Source organism: Escherichia sp. AM3 (assembly GCF_032029835.1).
Lineage (GTDB): Bacteria > Pseudomonadota > Gammaproteobacteria > Enterobacterales > Enterobacteriaceae > Escherichia > Escherichia coli.
Window position 1 is genome coordinate 1 of the sequence record NZ_JAVUPQ010000042.1, and the last position, 17,670, is coordinate 17,670.

Annotated in this window: 12 protein-coding genes and 1 pseudogene; 8 read left to right on the forward strand and 5 right to left on the reverse strand. The window is 51.1% G+C overall.

Annotated features, from left to right (window positions below):
* Window positions 1-197 (forward strand): hypothetical protein (locus tag RTW80_RS15215; protein WP_204901870.1); only part of this gene is annotated, 197 nt, incomplete at its 5' end.
* 8 nt (window positions 198-205) lie between these two features.
* Here RTW80_RS15215 and RTW80_RS15220 read toward each other — a convergent pair.
* Window positions 206-649, reverse strand: a complete 444-nt coding sequence (locus RTW80_RS15220; RefSeq protein WP_032247971.1) for an acetyltransferase — start codon at window positions 647-649, stop codon at window positions 206-208.
* 156 nt (window positions 650-805) lie between these two features.
* Between RTW80_RS15220 and metA the strand changes: the two genes are divergently transcribed.
* The 4 genes from metA (at window position 806) to aceK (ending at window position 6,858) form a co-directional block, all read left to right on the forward strand.
* Window positions 806-1,735, forward strand: coding sequence for a homoserine O-succinyltransferase (metA, locus tag RTW80_RS15225; RefSeq protein WP_001122777.1), 930 nt, complete (start codon window positions 806-808; stop codon window positions 1,733-1,735).
* A 268-nt stretch (window positions 1,736-2,003) separates the two neighbouring features.
* The gene (gene aceB, locus RTW80_RS15230; RefSeq protein ID WP_000138906.1) at window positions 2,004-3,605 is read left to right on the forward strand and encodes a malate synthase A; all 1,602 of its coding nucleotides are present in this window, start codon (window positions 2,004-2,006) and stop codon (window positions 3,603-3,605) included.
* Window positions 3,606-3,634: 29 nt separating this feature from the next.
* Window positions 3,635-4,939: an isocitrate lyase gene (gene aceA, locus RTW80_RS15235; RefSeq protein ID WP_000857856.1), complete on the forward strand. Its 1,305-nt coding sequence runs from the start codon at window positions 3,635-3,637 to the stop codon at window positions 4,937-4,939.
* A gap of 182 nt (window positions 4,940-5,121) precedes the next feature.
* Complete coding sequence (aceK, locus tag RTW80_RS15240; protein ID WP_001137214.1) at window positions 5,122-6,858, forward strand: bifunctional isocitrate dehydrogenase kinase/phosphatase; 1,737 nt, start codon at window positions 5,122-5,124, stop codon at window positions 6,856-6,858.
* Here aceK and RTW80_RS15245 read toward each other — a convergent pair.
* Window positions 6,827-8,400 (reverse strand): annotated as a pseudogene (locus tag RTW80_RS15245) (ShET2/EspL2 family type III secretion system effector toxin). The gene aceK and the pseudogene RTW80_RS15245 sit on opposite strands and share 32 nt — an antisense overlap.
* 316 nt (window positions 8,401-8,716) lie before the next feature.
* The gene (gene iclR, locus RTW80_RS15250) at window positions 8,717-9,541 is read right to left on the reverse strand and encodes a glyoxylate bypass operon transcriptional repressor IclR (RefSeq protein ID WP_000226392.1); all 825 of its coding nucleotides are present in this window, start codon (window positions 9,539-9,541) and stop codon (window positions 8,717-8,719) included.
* A gap of 199 nt (window positions 9,542-9,740) precedes the next feature.
* Between iclR and metH the strand changes: the two genes are divergently transcribed.
* Window positions 9,741-13,424 (forward strand): methionine synthase, encoded by a 3,684-nt coding sequence (gene metH, locus RTW80_RS15255; RefSeq protein WP_000095995.1) that lies wholly within the window; start codon window positions 9,741-9,743, stop codon window positions 13,422-13,424.
* 219 nt (window positions 13,425-13,643) lie between these two features.
* Entirely contained in the window at window positions 13,644-15,275 is a 1,632-nt protein-coding gene (locus RTW80_RS15260; RefSeq protein ID WP_000956830.1) for a Na/Pi cotransporter family protein, read from the forward strand.
* Between the two features lie 90 nt (window positions 15,276-15,365).
* On the opposite strand, the gene pepE is transcribed toward RTW80_RS15260, so the two are convergent.
* Window positions 15,366-16,055 (reverse strand): dipeptidase PepE, encoded by a 690-nt coding sequence (gene pepE / locus RTW80_RS15265; protein WP_000421763.1) that lies wholly within the window; start codon window positions 16,053-16,055, stop codon window positions 15,366-15,368.
* A 211-nt stretch (window positions 16,056-16,266) separates the two neighbouring features.
* Here pepE and rluF point away from each other — a divergent pair, with 211 nt between their 5' ends.
* A complete protein-coding gene (rluF, locus tag RTW80_RS15270) occupies window positions 16,267-17,139 on the forward strand; it encodes a 23S rRNA pseudouridine(2604) synthase RluF (RefSeq protein WP_063119186.1) in 873 nt (290 codons plus the stop codon).
* Window positions 17,140-17,271: 132 nt separating this feature from the next.
* Here rluF and RTW80_RS15275 read toward each other — a convergent pair whose 3' ends face one another.
* Entirely contained in the window at window positions 17,272-17,544 is a 273-nt protein-coding gene (locus RTW80_RS15275; protein ID WP_001207634.1) for a DUF3811 domain-containing protein, read from the reverse strand.
* Window positions 17,545-17,670 lie beyond the last annotated feature (126 nt).

Genomic DNA, 17,670 nt, shown 5'->3' on the forward strand with positions numbered 1-17,670 from the left:
CCGCCGGGAGCGGATTTGAACGTTGCGAAGCAACGGCCCGGAGGGTGGCGGGCAGGACGCCCGCCATAAACTGCCAGGCATCAAATAAAGCGAAAGGCCATCCGTCAGGATGGCCTTTTTGCATTGGCGCAGAAAAAAATGCCGGATGCGACGCTGGCGCGTCTTATCCAGCTTACGCAGGCACGATAGCACGATAGGGGGCGGCTTATTCCCCCACATACGCCAGATTCAGCAACGGATACGGTTTCCCCAAATCGTCCACCTCAGAGCGTCCCGTAACCTTAAAACCCACCTTCTTATAGAACCCAACCGCCTGCTCATTTTGCTCATTCACGTTGGTTGTCAGTTCCGGTGCCATCGAGAGCGCATGCTCCACCAGCACCCGACCTACGCCGCAGCCGCGCACATCAGGATCGATAAACAGCGCATCCATATGCTGCCCACTTAGCAACATAAATCCAACCGGCTGATCCCGCTCATTAACCGCGGCCCACAACGGCGCTTCCGGCAGGAAGGAACGAACTAGGTCCTCCAGCTCGGTCCGATACTCTGCTGATAGAAAATCGTGAGTGGCATCGACAGAACGACACCAAATCGCAACGAGTTCCTCCCCTTCCTCATGCCGTGAGCGGCGAATACTAATAACCATTTTCTCTCCTTTTAGTCATTCTTATATTCTAACGTAGTCTTTTCCTTGAAACTTTCTCACCTTCAACATGCAGGCTCGACATTGGCAAATTTTCTGGTTATCTTCAGCTATCTGGATGTCTAAACGTATAAGCGTATGTAGTGAGGTAATCAGGTTATGCCGATTCGTGTGCCGGACGAGCTACCCGCCGTCAATTTCTTGCGTGAAGAAAACGTCTTTGTGATGACAACTTCTCGTGCGTCTGGTCAGGAAATTCGTCCACTTAAGGTTCTGATCCTTAACCTGATGCCGAAGAAGATTGAAACTGAAAATCAGTTTCTGCGCCTGCTTTCAAACTCACCTTTGCAGGTCGATATTCAGCTGTTGCGCATCGATTCCCGTGAATCGCGCAACACGCCCGCAGAGCATCTGAACAACTTCTACTGTAACTTTGAAGATATTCAGGATCAGAACTTTGACGGTTTGATTGTAACTGGTGCGCCGCTGGGCCTGGTGGAGTTTAATGATGTCGCTTACTGGCCGCAGATCAAACAGGTGCTGGAGTGGTCGAAAGATCACGTCACCTCGACGCTGTTTGTCTGCTGGGCGGTACAGGCCGCGCTCAATATCCTCTACGGCATTCCTAAGCAAACTCGCACCGACAAACTCTCTGGCGTTTACGAGCATCATATTCTCCATCCTCATGCGCTTCTGACGCGTGGCTTTGATGATTCATTCCTGGCACCGCATTCGCGCTATGCTGACTTTCCGGCAGCGTTGATTCGTGATTACACCGATCTGGAAATTCTGGCAGAGACGGAAGAAGGGGATGCATATCTGTTTGCCAGTAAAGATAAGCGCATTGCCTTTGTGACGGGCCATCCCGAATATGATGCGCAAACGCTGGCGCAGGAATTTTTCCGCGATGTGGAAGCCGGACTAGACCCGGATGTACCGTATAACTATTTCCCGCACAATGATCCGCAAAATACACCGCGAGCGAGCTGGCGTAGTCACGGTAATTTACTGTTTACCAACTGGCTCAACTATTACGTCTACCAGATCACGCCATACGATCTACGGCACATGAATCCAACGCTGGATTAATCTTCTGTGATAGTCGATCGTTAAGCGATTCAGCACCTTACCTCAGGCACCTTCGGGTGCCTTTTTTATTTCCGAAACGTACCTCAGCAGGTGAATAAATTTTATTCATATTGTTATCAACAAGTTATCAAGTATTTTTAATTAAAATGGAAATTGTTTTTGATTTTGCATTTTAAATGAGTAGTCTTAGTTGTGCTGAACGAAAAGCGCACAACGATCCTTCGTTCACAGTGGGGAAGTTTTCGGATCCATGACGAGGAGCTGCACGATGACTGAACAGGCAACAACAACCGATGAACTGGCTTTCACAAGGCCGTATGGCGAGCAGGAGAAGCAAATTCTTACTGCCGAAGCGGTAGAATTTCTGACTGAGCTGGTGACGCATTTTACGCCACAACGCAATAAACTTCTGGCAGCGCGCATTCAGCAGCAGCAAGATATTGATAACGGAACGTTGCCTGATTTTATTTCGGAAACAGCTTCCATTCGCGATGCTGATTGGAAAATTCGCGGGATTCCTGCGGACTTAGAAGACCGCCGCGTAGAGATAACTGGCCCGGTAGAGCGCAAGATGGTGATCAACGCGCTCAACGCCAATGTGAAAGTCTTTATGGCCGATTTCGAAGATTCACTGGCACCAGACTGGAACAAAGTGATCGACGGGCAAATTAACCTGCGTGATGCGGTTAACGGCACCATCAGTTACACCAATGAAGCAGGCAAAATTTACCAGCTCAAGCCCAATCCAGCGGTTTTGATTTGTCGGGTACGCGGTCTGCACTTGCCGGAAAAACATGTCACCTGGCGTGGTGAGGCAATCCCCGGCAGCCTGTTTGATTTTGCGCTCTATTTCTTCCACAACTATCAGGCACTGTTGGCAAAGGGCAGTGGTCCCTATTTCTATCTGCCGAAAACCCAGTCCTGGCAGGAAGCGGCCTGGTGGAGCGAAGTCTTCAGCTATGCAGAAGATCGCTTTAATCTGCCGCGCGGCACCATCAAGGCGACGTTGCTGATTGAAACGCTGCCCGCCGTGTTCCAGATGGATGAAATCCTTCACGCGCTGCGTGACCATATTGTTGGTCTGAACTGCGGTCGTTGGGATTACATCTTCAGCTATATCAAAACGTTGAAAAACTATCCCGATCGCGTCCTGCCAGACAGACAGGCAGTGACGATGGATAAACCATTCCTGAATGCTTACTCACGCCTGTTGATTAAAACCTGCCATAAACGCGGTGCTTTTGCGATGGGCGGCATGGCAGCGTTTATTCCGAGCAAAGATGAAGAGCGCAATAACCAGGTGCTCAACAAAGTAAAAGCGGATAAAGCGCTGGAAGCCAATAACGGTCACGATGGCACATGGATTGCTCACCCAGGCCTTGCGGATACGGCAATGGCGGTATTCAACGACATTCTCGGCTCCCGTAAAAATCAGCTTGAAGTGATGCGCGAACAAGACGCGCCGATTACTGCCGATCAGCTGCTGGCACCTTGTGATGGTGAACGCACCGAAGAAGGTATGCGCGCCAACATTCGCGTGGCAGTGCAGTACATCGAAGCATGGATCTCCGGCAACGGCTGCGTGCCGATTTATGGCCTGATGGAAGATGCGGCGACGGCTGAAATTTCCCGTACCTCAATCTGGCAGTGGATCCATCATCAAAAAACGTTGAGCAATGGCAAACCGGTGACCAAAGCCTTGTTCCGCCAGATGCTGGGTGAAGAGATGAAAGTCATTGCCAGCGAACTGGGCGAAGAACGTTTCTCCCAGGGGCGTTTTGACGATGCCGCACGCTTGATGGAACAGATCACCACTTCCGATGAGTTAATTGATTTCCTGACCCTGCCAGGCTACCGCCTGTTAGCGTAAACCACCACATAACTATGGAGCATCTGCACATGAAAACCCGTACACAACAAATTGAAGAATTACAGAAAGAGTGGACTCAACCGCGTTGGGAAGGCATTACTCGCCCATACAGCGCGGAAGATGTGGTGAAATTACGCGGTTCAGTCAATCCTGAATGCACCCTGGCGCAACTGGGCGCGGCGAAAATGTGGCGTCTGCTGCATGGCGAGTCGAAAAAAGGCTACATCAACAGCCTCGGTGCACTGACTGGCGGTCAGGCGCTGCAACAGGCGAAAGCGGGTATTGAAGCAGTCTATCTGTCGGGATGGCAGGTAGCGGCGGACGCTAACCTGGCGGCCAGCATGTATCCGGATCAGTCGCTCTATCCGGCAAACTCGGTGCCAGCTGTGGTGGAGCGGATCAACAACACCTTCCGTCGTGCCGATCAGATCCAATGGTCCGCAGGCATTGAGCCGGGCGATCCGCGCTATGTCGATTACTTCCTGCCGATCGTTGCCGATGCGGAAGCCGGTTTTGGCGGTGTCCTGAATGCCTTTGAACTGATGAAAGCGATGATTGAAGCCGGTGCAGCGGCAGTTCACTTCGAAGATCAGCTGGCGTCAGTGAAGAAATGCGGTCACATGGGCGGCAAAGTTTTGGTGCCAACTCAGGAAGCTATTCAGAAACTGGTCGCGGCGCGTCTTGCAGCTGACGTGACGGGCGTTCCAACCCTGCTGGTTGCTCGTACCGATGCCGATGCGGCGGATCTGATTACCTCCGATTGCGACCCGTATGACAGTGAATTTATTACTGGCGAGCGTACCAGTGAAGGCTTCTTCCGTACTCATGCGGGCATTGAGCAAGCGATCAGCCGTGGCCTGGCGTATGCGCCATATGCTGACCTGGTCTGGTGTGAAACCTCCACGCCGGATCTGGAACTGGCGCGTCGCTTTGCACAAGCTATCCACGCGAAATATCCGGGCAAACTGCTGGCTTATAACTGCTCGCCGTCGTTCAACTGGCAGAAAAACCTCGACGACAAAACTATTGCCAGCTTCCAGCAGCAGCTGTCGGATATGGGCTACAAGTTTCAGTTCATCACCCTGGCAGGTATCCACAGCATGTGGTTCAACATGTTTGACCTGGCAAACGCCTATGCCCAGGGCGAGGGTATGAAGCACTACGTTGAGAAAGTGCAGCAGCCGGAATTTGCCGCCGCGAAAGATGGCTATACCTTCGTATCTCACCAGCAGGAAGTGGGTACAGGTTACTTCGATAAAGTGACGACTATTATTCAGGGCGGCACGTCGTCGGTTACAGCGCTGACCGGCTCCACCGAAGAATCGCAGTTCTAAGCAACAACAACCGTTGCTGACTGTAGGCCGGATAAGGCGTTCACGCCGCATCCGGCAATCGGTGCACGATGCCTGATGCGACGCTTGCGCGTCTTATCATGCCTACAACCGTTGCCGAACGTAGGCCGGATAAGGCATTTACGCCGCATCCGGCAATTCTCTGCTCCTGATGAGGGCGCTAAATGCCGCGTGGCCTGGAATTACTGATTGCTCAAACCATTTTGCAAGGCTTCGACGCTCAGTATGGTCGATTCCTCGAAGTGACTTCCGGGGCGCAGCAGCGTTTCGAACAGGCCGACTGGCATGCTGTCCAGCAGGCGATGAAAAACCGTATCCATCTTTACGATCATCACGTTGGTCTGGTCGTGGAGCAACTGCGCTGCATTACTAACGGCCAAAGTACGGACGCGGCATTTTTACTGCGCGTTAAAGAGCATTACACGCGGCTGTTGCCGGATTACCCGCGCTTCGAGATTGCGGAGAGCTTTTTTAACTCCGTGTACTGTCGGTTATTTGACCACCGCTCGCTTACTCCCGAGCGGCTTTTTATCTTTAGCTCCCAGCCAGAGCGCCGCTTTCGTACCATTCCCCGCCCGCTGGCGAAAGACTTTCACCCCGATCACGGCTGGGAATCTCTGCTGATGCGCGTTATCAGCGACCTGCCGCTGCGCCTGCGCTGGCAGAATAAAAGCCGTGACATTCATTACATCATTCGCCATCTGACGGAAACGCTGGGGACAGACAACCTCGCGGAAAGTCATTTACAGGTGGCGAACGAACTGTTTTACCGCAATAAAGCCGCCTGGCTGGTGGGCAAACTGATCACGCCTTCCGGCACGTTGCCCTTCTTACTGCCGATCCACCAGACGGACGACGGCGAGTTATTTATTGATACCTGCCTGACGACGACCGCCGAAGCGAGCATTGTTTTTGGCTTTGCGCGTTCTTATTTTATGGTTTATGCACCGCTGCCCGCAGCGCTGGTCGAGTGGCTACGGGAAATTCTGCCAGGTAAAACCACTGCTGAATTGTATATGGCTATCGGCTGCCAGAAGCACGCCAAAACCGAAAGCTACCGCGAATATCTCGTTTATCTACAGGGCTGTAATGAGCAGTTCATTGAAGCGCCGGGTATTCGTGGAATGGTGATGTTGGTGTTTACGCTGCCGGGCTTTGATCGGGTATTCAAAGTCATCAAAGACAAGTTCGCGCCGCAGAAAGAGATGTCTGCCGCTCACGTTCGTGCCTGCTATCAACTGGTGAAAGAGCACGATCGCGTGGGCCGAATGGCGGACACCCAGGAGTTTGAAAACTTTGTGCTGGAGAAGCGGCATATTTCCCCGGCATTAATGGAATTACTGCTCCAGGAAGCAGCGGAAAAAATCACCGATCTTGGCGAACAAATTGTGATTCGCCATCTTTATATTGAGCGGCGGATGGTGCCGCTCAATATCTGGCTGGAACAAGTGGAAGGTCAGCAGTTGCGCGACGCCATTGAAGAATACGGTAACGCTATTCGCCAGCTTGCCGCCGCTAACATTTTCCCTGGCGACATGCTGTTTAAAAACTTCGGTGTCACCCGTCACGGGCGTGTGGTTTTTTATGATTACGATGAAATTTGCTACATGACGGAAGTGAATTTCCGCGACATCCCGCCGCCGCGCTATCCGGAAGACGAACTTGCCAGCGAACCGTGGTACAGCGTCTCGCCGGGCGATGTTTTCCCGGAAGAGTTTCGCCACTGGCTATGCGCCGACCCGCGTATTGGTCCGCTGTTTGAAGAGATGCACGCCGACCTGTTCCGCGCTGATTACTGGCGCGCACTACAAAACCGCATACGTGAAGGGCATGTGGAAGATGTTTATGCGTATCGGCGCAGACAAAGATTTAGCGTACGGTATGGGGAGATGCTTTTTTGAGTAAAGCTTCCATATAATTTTTCTCCGCAATGTATCGAGGGTTATCCGTAAAGCCAAAGCTTTCAGCCATCTTATTTAATATATTAAGGATTAATTCAGCAATAACCCGGTGACCCAATTCAAAAGCCAACTCAAAGGCAGAGTATTTTTGTGGCGCTTTGTGTTGCCAAAAATCCATAATATCTTCAGCGGTAAATCCAAACAGGCGTGCATGGTCAGATAAAGCAAGATAAACCGTCTCTACAACATTTTGTTGTTTATGCTGTATCGCTGAAAACAAACCGGGATATTCATTAGAATTATTTGCCAGGAGGAGGGGTTTCATATTTTTTTATCGAATTTAAACGTATTAAACAGAGTGGGTAATGCGTTAAAAATAGTATTAATAACGTTCATATGTCCACTATTATAGGCAGTCAACATTTCTGTTCTATGTAGTTCTGGCATTTTCTGGAGCTGAATCATCAGTTGCGTAAGTTGGTGATTCTGACCAATTGCCATTAGCAAATTCATCGTTGCTGGTGATAATGGAGGGGTTATTTCATCCACAGATCCTTTTAACATCAATAGCTGTTCTTTCGGAAGTGCTGGAATTATTGCAACAGATTGGTTAATAACATGATCATTTGACCATTTCAGGAGGCTATAATCTACATTCATAAAATCCATCAGAGAATAGTGTTTAATATCCTCTTTGCTTTCGCTCATGATTCTTATTTTATCGTTAGTTACATTAGGATCATAAACCGAAACCACGTAATGGGTACATCCTTCAGTTGTGTTCTTTATTCTTAGCCGGACCGTCAAAGCATGGTTATCCACCAGTAATATGGCTGCCATAACACTGATGCCATTTGATTCCATCTTGTCAAAATATGCTTTCATAACTAGCCCGAAATCACCGCAGGCAGCAACGCAACGCCCCTCAGGACGGCTGGAAATCAACGCCAAAGTCTGGTTTTTGCTTTTTTTGTTGAAGTGAGTGAGAAATTTTTCAGCTGAAGAATAATCATCTTGATGGGGTTTGTAATCAACATTCTGATAAATATCATTAATATATTGTGCAGCAATGTGTCGGCATACTATACGGTTTTGGGGTCGCCCCGGAAAATAACATTGACCATTAAGTTTAATTCTTGGGAATTCTTTTTCTTTTCTATCTGACTTTAGGTTTAATTCTTGTTTATCAAGAGTGTCTGAGCGTTGAGGTAAAATTTCCATTAGGTATTTTTCAAATGTTGGGGCAATGGTTTGAGTAAGTGTCGTGTTTTCGTTTTTATTAATTATCGTAATTTCTTTCTTATCAGCTTGTAAGACGGACGTGGAAAATTTAATGACAAAATCCTTGTTGCTAAAGATATGACGACCATTTTGTCTACAGTTCTCTGAGAAGCTTTTTAATAGAGGCGTCGCCAGCTCCTTGCCAGAAAATTTATCCTCGGGTTCTTTATAAAACAATTCACTCAGGGTTTGGTGTTCATTTGTCTGGGCTGTATTATTAATATTTGCAGAGAAAGAACTACGAGGAATACGAGTAATCATTTAAATATCTCATTGTTTATTGATGTCTTGAATTTTAACTATCAGAACAGTGAAAAAATTTAATATGATTACAACTAAAGAAATATCATAAATCGCTCAATCTCATAATGCAGCCGTAAAAGTTTCGGTGGAATGAGATCTTGCGATTTTGTTAATGATTAAGTGGTTTGATGTTTAAAAATAATGCTGAGTTAATAAAAGTGTGTGAAGTGTATGACATTAAGTTATTTTGGCGTCAATGCGATTAACAGACACCCTTATTCTATTGCCACTCAGGTATGATGGGCAGAATATTGCCTCTGCCCGCCAGAAAAAGTCAGCGCATTCCACCGTACGCCAGCGTCACTTCCTTCGCCGCTTTAATCACCATCGCGCCAAACTCGGTCACGCGGTCATCGGTAATACGTGAAATCGGTCCGGAAATTGAAATTGCGGCAAACGGTTCGCGGTGCTCATCGAAAATACACGCTGCAAGGCAACGTAGCCCCAGTGCATGTTCCTCATCGTCAAATGAATAACCCCGTTTGCGCGTTTGGGCGAGATCTTCTTTTAAATGCACAGGAGACACCAGCGTTGCGTGGGTATAGGCATGTAACCCTTTGCGGTGCAGCAGCTTCGTCACCTGTTCTTCGCTCAGTTGGGCTAAAAAGGCTTTACCCGCACCGGAAGCGTGCATCGGCAATTTACCGCCGATAGGCGCGGACATTCGCATCAGATGCGTACACTGTACCTGGTCGATAATAATCGCTTCGTGATCGCTTTGATCAAGCACCGCCATATTGACCGTTTCGCCAGACTCTTCCATTAAATTGCGCAGGATAGGGTGAACAATCGCTAACAAATTACGGCTCTGGAGAAAGCTGCTGCCGACCATAAAGGCATGTGCGCCGATTGCCCAATGTCCCAGTTCGCCGACCTGACGCACGAAACCCTGCTGTTGCATCGTGGTTAGCAGGCGGTGGGTCGTGGAATTGGGTAACCCGGCTTGTTGCGCCAACTCTGTGAGTGCCACACTGCCATTGGATTCGGCAATCCACTCCAGTAATTTCAGGCCACGCGTTAAAGACTGAACCTGTCCAGTCGCTGGTGCGGTGGCAGCGGCGGGTTTTCTGCCGCGTTTCGCGGGAATGGGTGCGACCATGACAGCCTCCTTTTTCTGTATCGTGGAAATCATTTTCATTTTTATTGTTAGCTAATGCAATAGTTGCTGAACTGATCCGATGAGTTAATGTTGAACAAATCTCATGTTGCGTGGTGGTCGCTTTTACCACAGATGCGTTTATGCCAGTATGGTTTGTTGAATTTTTATTAAATCTGGGTTGAGCGTGTCGGGAGCAAGTGTGAGCAGCAAAGTGGAACAACTGCGTGCGCAGTTAAATGAACGTATTCTGGTGCTGGACGGCGGTATGGGCACCATGATCCAGAGCTATCGACTGAACGAAGCCGATTTTCGTGGTGAACGCTTTGCCGACTGGCCATGCGATCTCAAAGGCAACAACGACCTGCTGGTGCTCAGCAAACCGGAAGTGATCGCCGCTATCCACAACGCCTACTTTGAAGCGGGCGCGGATATCATCGAAACCAACACCTTCAACTCCACGACCATTGCGATGGCGGATTACCAGATGGAATCCCTGTCGGCGGAAATCAACTTTGCGGCGGCGAAACTGGCGCGAGCTTGTGCTGATGAGTGGACCGCGCGCACGCCGGAGAAACCGCGCTACGTTGCCGGTGTTCTCGGCCCGACCAACCGCACGGCGTCTATTTCTCCGGACGTAAATGATCCGGCATTTCGTAATATCACTTTTGACGGGCTGGTGGCGGCTTATCGAGAGTCCACCAAAGCGCTGGTGGAAGGTGGCGCGGATCTGATCCTGATTGAAACCGTTTTCGACACCCTTAACGCCAAAGCGGCGGTTTTTGCGGTGAAAACGGAGTTTGAAGCGCTGGGCGTTGAGCTGCCGATTATGATCTCCGGCACCATCACCGACGCCTCCGGGCGCACGCTCTCCGGGCAGACCACCGAAGCATTTTACAACTCATTGCGCCACGCCGAAGCTCTGAGCTTTGGCCTGAACTGTGCGCTGGGGCCCGATGAACTGCGCCAGTACGTGCAGGAGCTGTCACGGATTGCGGAATGCTACGTCACCGCGCACCCGAACGCCGGGCTACCCAACGCCTTTGGTGAGTACGATCTCGACGCCGACACGATGGCAAAACAGATACGTGAATGGGCGCAAGCGGGTTTTCTCAATATCGTCGGCGGCTGCTGTGGCACCACGCCACAACATATTGCAGCGATGAGTCGTGCAGTAGAAGGATTAGCGCCGCGCAAACTGCCGGAAATCCCCGTAGCCTGCCGTTTGTCCGGCCTGGAGCCGCTGAACATTGGCGAAGATAGCCTGTTTGTGAACGTGGGTGAACGCACCAACGTCACCGGTTCCGCTAAGTTCAAGCGCCTGATCAAAGAAGAGAAATACAGCGAGGCACTGGATGTGGCCCGCCAGCAGGTGGAAAACGGTGCGCAGATTATCGATATCAACATGGATGAAGGGATGCTCGACGCCGAAGCGGCGATGGTGCGTTTTCTCAATCTGATTGCCGGTGAACCGGATATCGCTCGCGTGCCGATTATGATCGACTCCTCAAAATGGGATGTCATTGAAAAAGGTCTGAAGTGTATCCAGGGCAAAGGCATTGTTAACTCTATCTCGATGAAAGAGGGCGTCGACGCCTTTATCCATCACGCGAAGCTCTTGCGTCGTTACGGTGCGGCAGTGGTGGTAATGGCCTTTGACGAACAGGGACAGGCCGATACCCGCGCACGGAAAATCGAGATTTGCCGTCGGGCGTACAAAATCCTCACCGAAGAGGTTGGCTTCCCGCCAGAAGATATCATCTTCGACCCGAACATCTTCGCGGTCGCAACCGGCATTGAAGAGCACAACAACTATGCGCAGGACTTTATCGGCGCCTGCGAAGACATCAAACGCGAACTGCCGCACGCGCTGATTTCCGGCGGCGTATCTAACGTTTCTTTCTCATTCCGTGGCAACGATCCGGTGCGCGAAGCCATTCACGCAGTGTTCCTCTACTACGCTATTCGCAATGGCATGGATATGGGGATCGTCAATGCCGGGCAGCTGGCGATTTACGACGACCTGCCCGCTGAACTGCGCGACGCGGTGGAAGATGTGATTCTTAATCGTCGCGATGATGGCACTGAGCGTTTACTGGAGCTTGCCGAGAAATATCGCGGCAGCAAAACCGACGACACCGCTAACGCCCAGCAGGCGGAGTGGCGCTCGTGGGAAGTGAATAAACGTCTGGAATACTCGCTGGTCAAAGGCATTACTGAGTTTATCGAGCAGGATACCGAAGAAGCCCGCCAGCAGGCTACGCGCCCGATTGAAGTGATTGAAGGCCCGTTGATGGACGGCATGAACGTGGTCGGCGATCTGTTTGGCGAAGGCAAAATGTTCCTGCCACAGGTGGTCAAATCGGCGCGCGTCATGAAACAGGCGGTGGCCTACCTCGAACCGTTTATTGAAGCCAGCAAAGAGCAGGGCAAAACCAACGGCAAGATGGTGATCGCCACCGTGAAGGGCGACGTCCACGACATCGGTAAAAATATCGTTGGTGTGGTGCTGCAATGTAACAACTACGAAATTGTCGATCTCGGCGTTATGGTGCCTGCGGAAAAAATTCTCCGTACCGCTAAAGAAGTGAATGCTGATCTGATTGGCCTTTCGGGGCTTATCACGCCGTCGCTGGACGAGATGGTTAACGTGGCGAAAGAGATGGAGCGTCAGGGCTTCACTATTCCGCTATTGATTGGCGGCGCGACGACCTCAAAAGCGCACACGGCGGTGAAAATCGAGCAGAACTACAGCGGCCCGACGGTGTATGTGCAGAATGCCTCGCGTACCGTTGGTGTGGTGGCGGCGCTGCTTTCCGATACCCAGCGTGATGATTTTGTCGCTCGTACCCGCAAGGAGTACGAAACCGTACGTATTCAGCACGGGCGCAAGAAACCGCGCACACCACCGGTCACGCTGGAAGCGGCGCGCGATAACGATTTCGCTTTTGACTGGCAGGCTTACACGCCGCCGGTGGCGCACCGTCTCGGCGTGCAGGAAGTCGAAGCCAGCATCGAAACGCTGCGTAATTACATCGACTGGACACCGTTCTTTATGACCTGGTCGCTGGCCGGGAAGTATCCGCGCATTCTGGAAGATGAAGTGGTGGGCGTTGAGGCGCAGCGGCTGTTTAAAGACGCCAACGACATGCTGGATAAATTAAGCGCCGAGAAAACGCTGAATCCGCGTGGCGTGGTGGGCCTGTTCCCGGCAAACCGTGTGGGCGATGACATTGAAATCTACCGTGACGAAACGCGTACCCATGTGATCAACGTCAGCCACCATCTGCGTCAACAGACCGAAAAAACAGGCTTCGCTAACTACTGTCTCGCTGACTTCGTTGCGCCGAAGCTTTCTGGTAAAGCAGATTACATCGGCGCATTTGCCGTGACTGGCGGGCTGGAAGAGGACGCACTGGCTGATGCCTTTGAAGCGCAGCACGATGATTACAACAAAATCATGGTGAAAGCGCTTGCCGACCGTTTAGCCGAAGCCTTTGCGGAGTATCTCCATGAGCGTGTGCGTAAAGTCTACTGGGGCTATGCGCCGAACGAGAACCTCAGCAACGAAGAGCTGATCCGCGAAAACTACCAGGGCATCCGTCCGGCACCGGGCTATCCGGCCTGCCCGGAACATACGGAAAAAGCCACCATCTGGGAGCTGCTGGAAGTGGAAAAACACACTGGCATGAAACTCACAGAATCTTTCGCCATGTGGCCCGGTGCATCGGTTTCGGGTTGGTACTTCAGCCACCCGGACAGCAAGTACTACGCTGTAGCACAAATTCAGCGCGATCAGGTTGAAGATTATGCCCGCCGTAAAGGTATGAGCGTTACCGAAGTTGAGCGCTGGCTGGCACCGAATCTGGGGTATGACGCGGACTGATTCACAAATCTGTCACTTTTCCTTACAACAAACAGGGCGCTCAATGAGTGCCCTGTCTCTTTATTAATATGAAACACTTATACTGGAAACAGGCTGGAATAATCTTAGCCGGAAAAACGAATGTCAAAAGGCACAGTAAAGATGCCAGTCAGCGTGTTTCCGGTCCTTTGGTCATTCAATTGCTTCAGGAACATATAACGATAAGGAGAACCTGAACTCGTGTTAACGCTGCTTCACCTGCTTTCTGCCGTCGCCCTGCTGGTCTGGGGGACTCATATTGTTCGAACCGGCGTAATGCGCGTCTTCGGCGCGCGTTTGCGTACTGTCCTTAGCCGGAGCGTCGAAAAAAAGCCGCTCGCCTTTTGCGCGGGGATCGGCGTTACCGCACTGGTACAGAGCAGTAATGCCACCACCATGCTGGTGACCTCGTTTGTCGCTCAGGATCTGGTAGCCCTCGCACCGGCTCTGGTCATTGTGCTGGGTGCAGATGTCGGGACGGCGCTAATGGCGCGTATTCTCACCTTCGACTTATCCTGGCTGTCACCGTTACTTATTTTTATCGGCGTGATTTTTTTCCTCGGACGCAAACAGTCACGCGCCGGGCAACTGGGCCGCGTCGGTATTGGTCTTGGGCTGATTTTGCTAGCGCTGGAGTTGATTGTGCAGGCCGTAACGCCGATCACCCAGGCAAACGGCGTTCAGGTGATCTTTGCCTCGCTGACCGGCGATATTCTGCTGGATGCGCTGATTGGCGCGATGTTCGCCATTATCAGCTACTCCAGCCTTGCTGCTGTATTGCTGACTGCGACTCTGACCGCCGCAGGCATTATCTCCTTCCCCGTGGCGCTCTGTCTGGTGATTGGTGCTAACCTCGGTTCCGGCCTGCTGGCGATGCTCAACAACAGTGCCGCCAATGCCGCAGCCCGCCGTGTCGCGCTGGGTAGTTTGCTGTTTAAGCTGGTGGGTAGCCTGATTATCCTGCCGTTTGTCCATTTGCTGGCAGAGACAATGGGGAAGTTGTCATTGCCAAAAGCGGAACTGGTGATCTATTTCCACGTCTTCTACAACCTTGTACGTTGCCTGGTCATGCTGCCATTTGTTGACCCGATGGCACGGTTTTGCAAAACGATTATTCGCGATGAACCGGAACTGGATACCCAGCTACGGCCTAAACATCTGGATGTCAGCGCGCTGGATACGCCCACGCTTGCTCTGGCGAACGCCGCGCGCGAAACCCTGCGCATTGGCGACGCCATGGAACAGATGATGGAAGGGCTGAATAAAGTGATGCACGGCGAGCCACGGCAGGAGAAAGAGCTGCGTAAGCTGGCAGATGATATCAACGTTCTCTATACCGCCATTAAGCTGTATCTGGCGCGGATGCCAAAAGAGGAACTGGCAGAAGAAGAGTCGCGTCGCTGGGCGGAGATTATTGAAATGTCGCTCAACCTTGAACAGGCTTCCGATATCGTCGAGCGCATGGGCAGCGAAATTGCTGATAAATCGCTGGCAGCACGGCGGGCATTTTCGCTTGATGGCTTGAAGGAACTGGATGCGCTCTATGAGCAATTGCTCAGTAATTTAAAACTGGCAATGTCGGTGTTCTTCTCTGGCGATGTCACCAGCGCTCGTCGTTTGCGTCGCAGCAAACATCGTTTTCGCATTCTTAATCGCCGCTATTCCCACGCCCACGTCGATCGCCTGCATCAGCAAAACGTGCAGAGCATTGAAACCAGTTCGCTACATTTAGGCTTACTGGGAGATATGCAGCGCCTGAACTCGCTGTTTTGTTCGGTGGCTTACAGTGTGCTGGAACAGCCGGATGAAGATGAAGGACGGGACGAGTATTAATATTGTGAATCCTGTAGGCCTGATAAGACGCGTCAAGCGTCGCATCAGGCACTATGAACAAGATGCCGGATCATGCATCCGGCAATTCACTTAAAAACGGTGACCAGCTTCCAGCGGAACCGCTTCTTCACCAGCCTTAAACACATAAGTGGTGTTCGGGCCACCCAGCGTAGCGTGACCTTTACTCACTGTGATCCAGTTACCTTCCGGTAGACCAATAATCGTCAGTTCTGGCGCGACGACCAGCAGTTCGCGAATACGCTGCTCACGGGTTTCACCTTTATGGCCTTCCGGCAGCGCGTTGGTGAAGTGCGGGTTGATTTGCAGCGGGAACAGATTTAGCGCATCGAAACCTTGCGGATCGACAATCGGCATATCGTTGGTGGTACGAATAGTTGGGCAAGCAAGGTTAGCGCCTGCGCTCCAGCCAATATACAGCGCGCCACGTTTCACCACGTCAGTAATTGGTGCCAGCAGCCCGCGTTCGCGGCACTGTTTCAGCAACTGGAAAGTATTACCGCCGCCGACAATCACGATCTCAGCATTTTCAATAGCGGCAACGGGATCGACAACGCTATGAATACCGGTGACAGAAACACCCAGCGGAGCGAGAACCGCAGCCGTTTTCGCTGTGTAATCATCCCAGGTCTGCGTTACGCCAGCGAAAGGAATAAATACCGCTGAACGGCGACCCTGCAACTGTTCAGCAATCAGCGGCAGCGCATGTTCCAGCCAGGCTTTACCCGGCAGCGTCGAGTTACTCAATAAAAGCAGTTCCATTACTTCTCCGGTTAGTAAGAAATCACGGGAGGCATGCTACCACTGCGAATTTAACCACTTACTGACATGGCTCACGATGTCGCACATTGCTTCTGGAAAGTGATTTGAGCAGGTAACGAATTCAAGCCAATGGAAATAACAAATAGTTCGCTCATGACTATTTTTTATCAACCCAAAGGTACGGTATATTCCGTTTTTTACAGGAGAATTTATGCTGCCCGACTCATCAGTCCGTTTAAATAAATACATCAGCGAAAGCGGAATTTGCTCACGCCGCGAAGCGGATCGCTATATCGAGCAAGGCAATGTGTTCCTTAATGGCAAGCGAGCCACCATTGGCGATCAGGTGAAACCCGGCGACGTTGTGAAAGTAAACGGTCAGTTGATTGAGCCTCGGGAAGCCGAAGATTTGGTACTTATCGCCCTGAACAAGCCCGTCGGTATTGTCAGCACCACCGAAGATGGCGAGCGCGATAACATTGTCGATTTCGTTAACCACAGCAAACGCGTGTTCCCGATTGGCCGCCTGGATAAAGACTCCCAGGGGCTGATTTTCCTCACCAATCACGGCGATCTGGTGAATAAGATCCTCCGTGCGGGTAACGATCATGAGAAAGAGTATCTGGTTACGGTCGATAAACCGATTACCGATGAATTTATTCGTGGTATGGGGGCGGGGGTGCCAATCCTCGGGACAGTGACTAAAAAGTGTAAAGTCAAAAAAGAAGCGCCGTTTGTCTTCCGCATTACCCTGGTGCAGGGGCTGAACCGTCAGATCCGTCGCATGTGCGAGCACTTTGGTTACGAAGTGAAAAAGCTGGAACGTACGCGCATTATGAACGTCAGTTTAAGCGGCATTCCGCTGGGTGAGTGGCGCGATTTAACTGATGATGAGTTAATCGACCTCTTTAAGCTCATCGAAAATTCCTCTTCCGAGGCAAAACCTAAAGTGAAGGCCAAACCGAAAACAGCGGGCATCAAACGTCCAGTCGTTAAGATGGAAAAAACGGCGGAAAAAGGCGGTCGCCCGGCGTCCAACGGTAAGCGTTTTACCTCGCCGGGGCGTAAAAAGAAGGAGCGCTGATTAACGCCTCAGACTGATGAAAACGGCCCAAAAGTGCCCGGACAGTCCCCTCGCCCCTTCGGGAAAAGGGTTAGGGTGAGGGGAAAATTGTGTTCACACTGACGAGTGAAAATCTCAGGCGTTGATTGTGGATTAGCGCCTGCCGCGCGTCGACGTATTTGCTGACCAGCTAAATGACGCTTCAGGATCCGGTTTATAAGCCTGCTTTTTCTTCAACTGGCGGGCTTTTTTCGCTTCAGCCTCACGCTCAACCATTAATTTATCGATGTAATCTTTCTTAATGCTGTTGGTTTCGGAGTTGGTCAATACGCGACCATGCGCAATCCGCGCCCGATCCAGCAGTGTTTTAAGTTCACGCTGCTCGCGTTCAGTCATCTCTTTTTGGGTAATACGGGGGAGTGCCATGATGGTGCCCTCAGTGAGCCAGAGAGTTCAGTGTACGGGAATTCGTTTGCGAGCAGAACTGATAATATTCATTTTGCCTTCTCTTAACTATTTATCTCTTTCGATAATTAATTAGAGATGCAGATA

Bases quoted from the DNA above. Each gene is read 5' to 3' on its own strand.
- RTW80_RS15220 (WP_032247971.1), bottom strand. From the start codon at position 649: ATGGTTATTAGTATTCGCCGCTCACGGCATGAGGAAGGGGAGGAACTC.
- metA (WP_001122777.1), top strand. From the start codon at position 806: ATGCCGATTCGTGTGCCGGACGAGCTACCCGCCGTCAATTTCTTGCGT.
- aceB (WP_000138906.1), top strand. From the start codon at position 2,004: ATGACTGAACAGGCAACAACAACCGATGAACTGGCTTTCACAAGGCCG.
- aceA (WP_000857856.1), top strand. From the start codon at position 3,635: ATGAAAACCCGTACACAACAAATTGAAGAATTACAGAAAGAGTGGACT.
- aceK (WP_001137214.1), top strand. From the start codon at position 5,122: ATGCCGCGTGGCCTGGAATTACTGATTGCTCAAACCATTTTGCAAGGC.
- iclR (WP_000226392.1), bottom strand. From the start codon at position 9,541: ATGGTCGCACCCATTCCCGCGAAACGCGGCAGAAAACCCGCCGCTGCC.
- pepE (WP_000421763.1), bottom strand. From the start codon at position 16,055: ATGGAACTGCTTTTATTGAGTAACTCGACGCTGCCGGGTAAAGCCTGG.
- rluF (WP_063119186.1), top strand. From the start codon at position 16,267: ATGCTGCCCGACTCATCAGTCCGTTTAAATAAATACATCAGCGAAAGC.
- RTW80_RS15275 (WP_001207634.1), bottom strand. From the start codon at position 17,544: ATGGCACTCCCCCGTATTACCCAAAAAGAGATGACTGAACGCGAGCAG.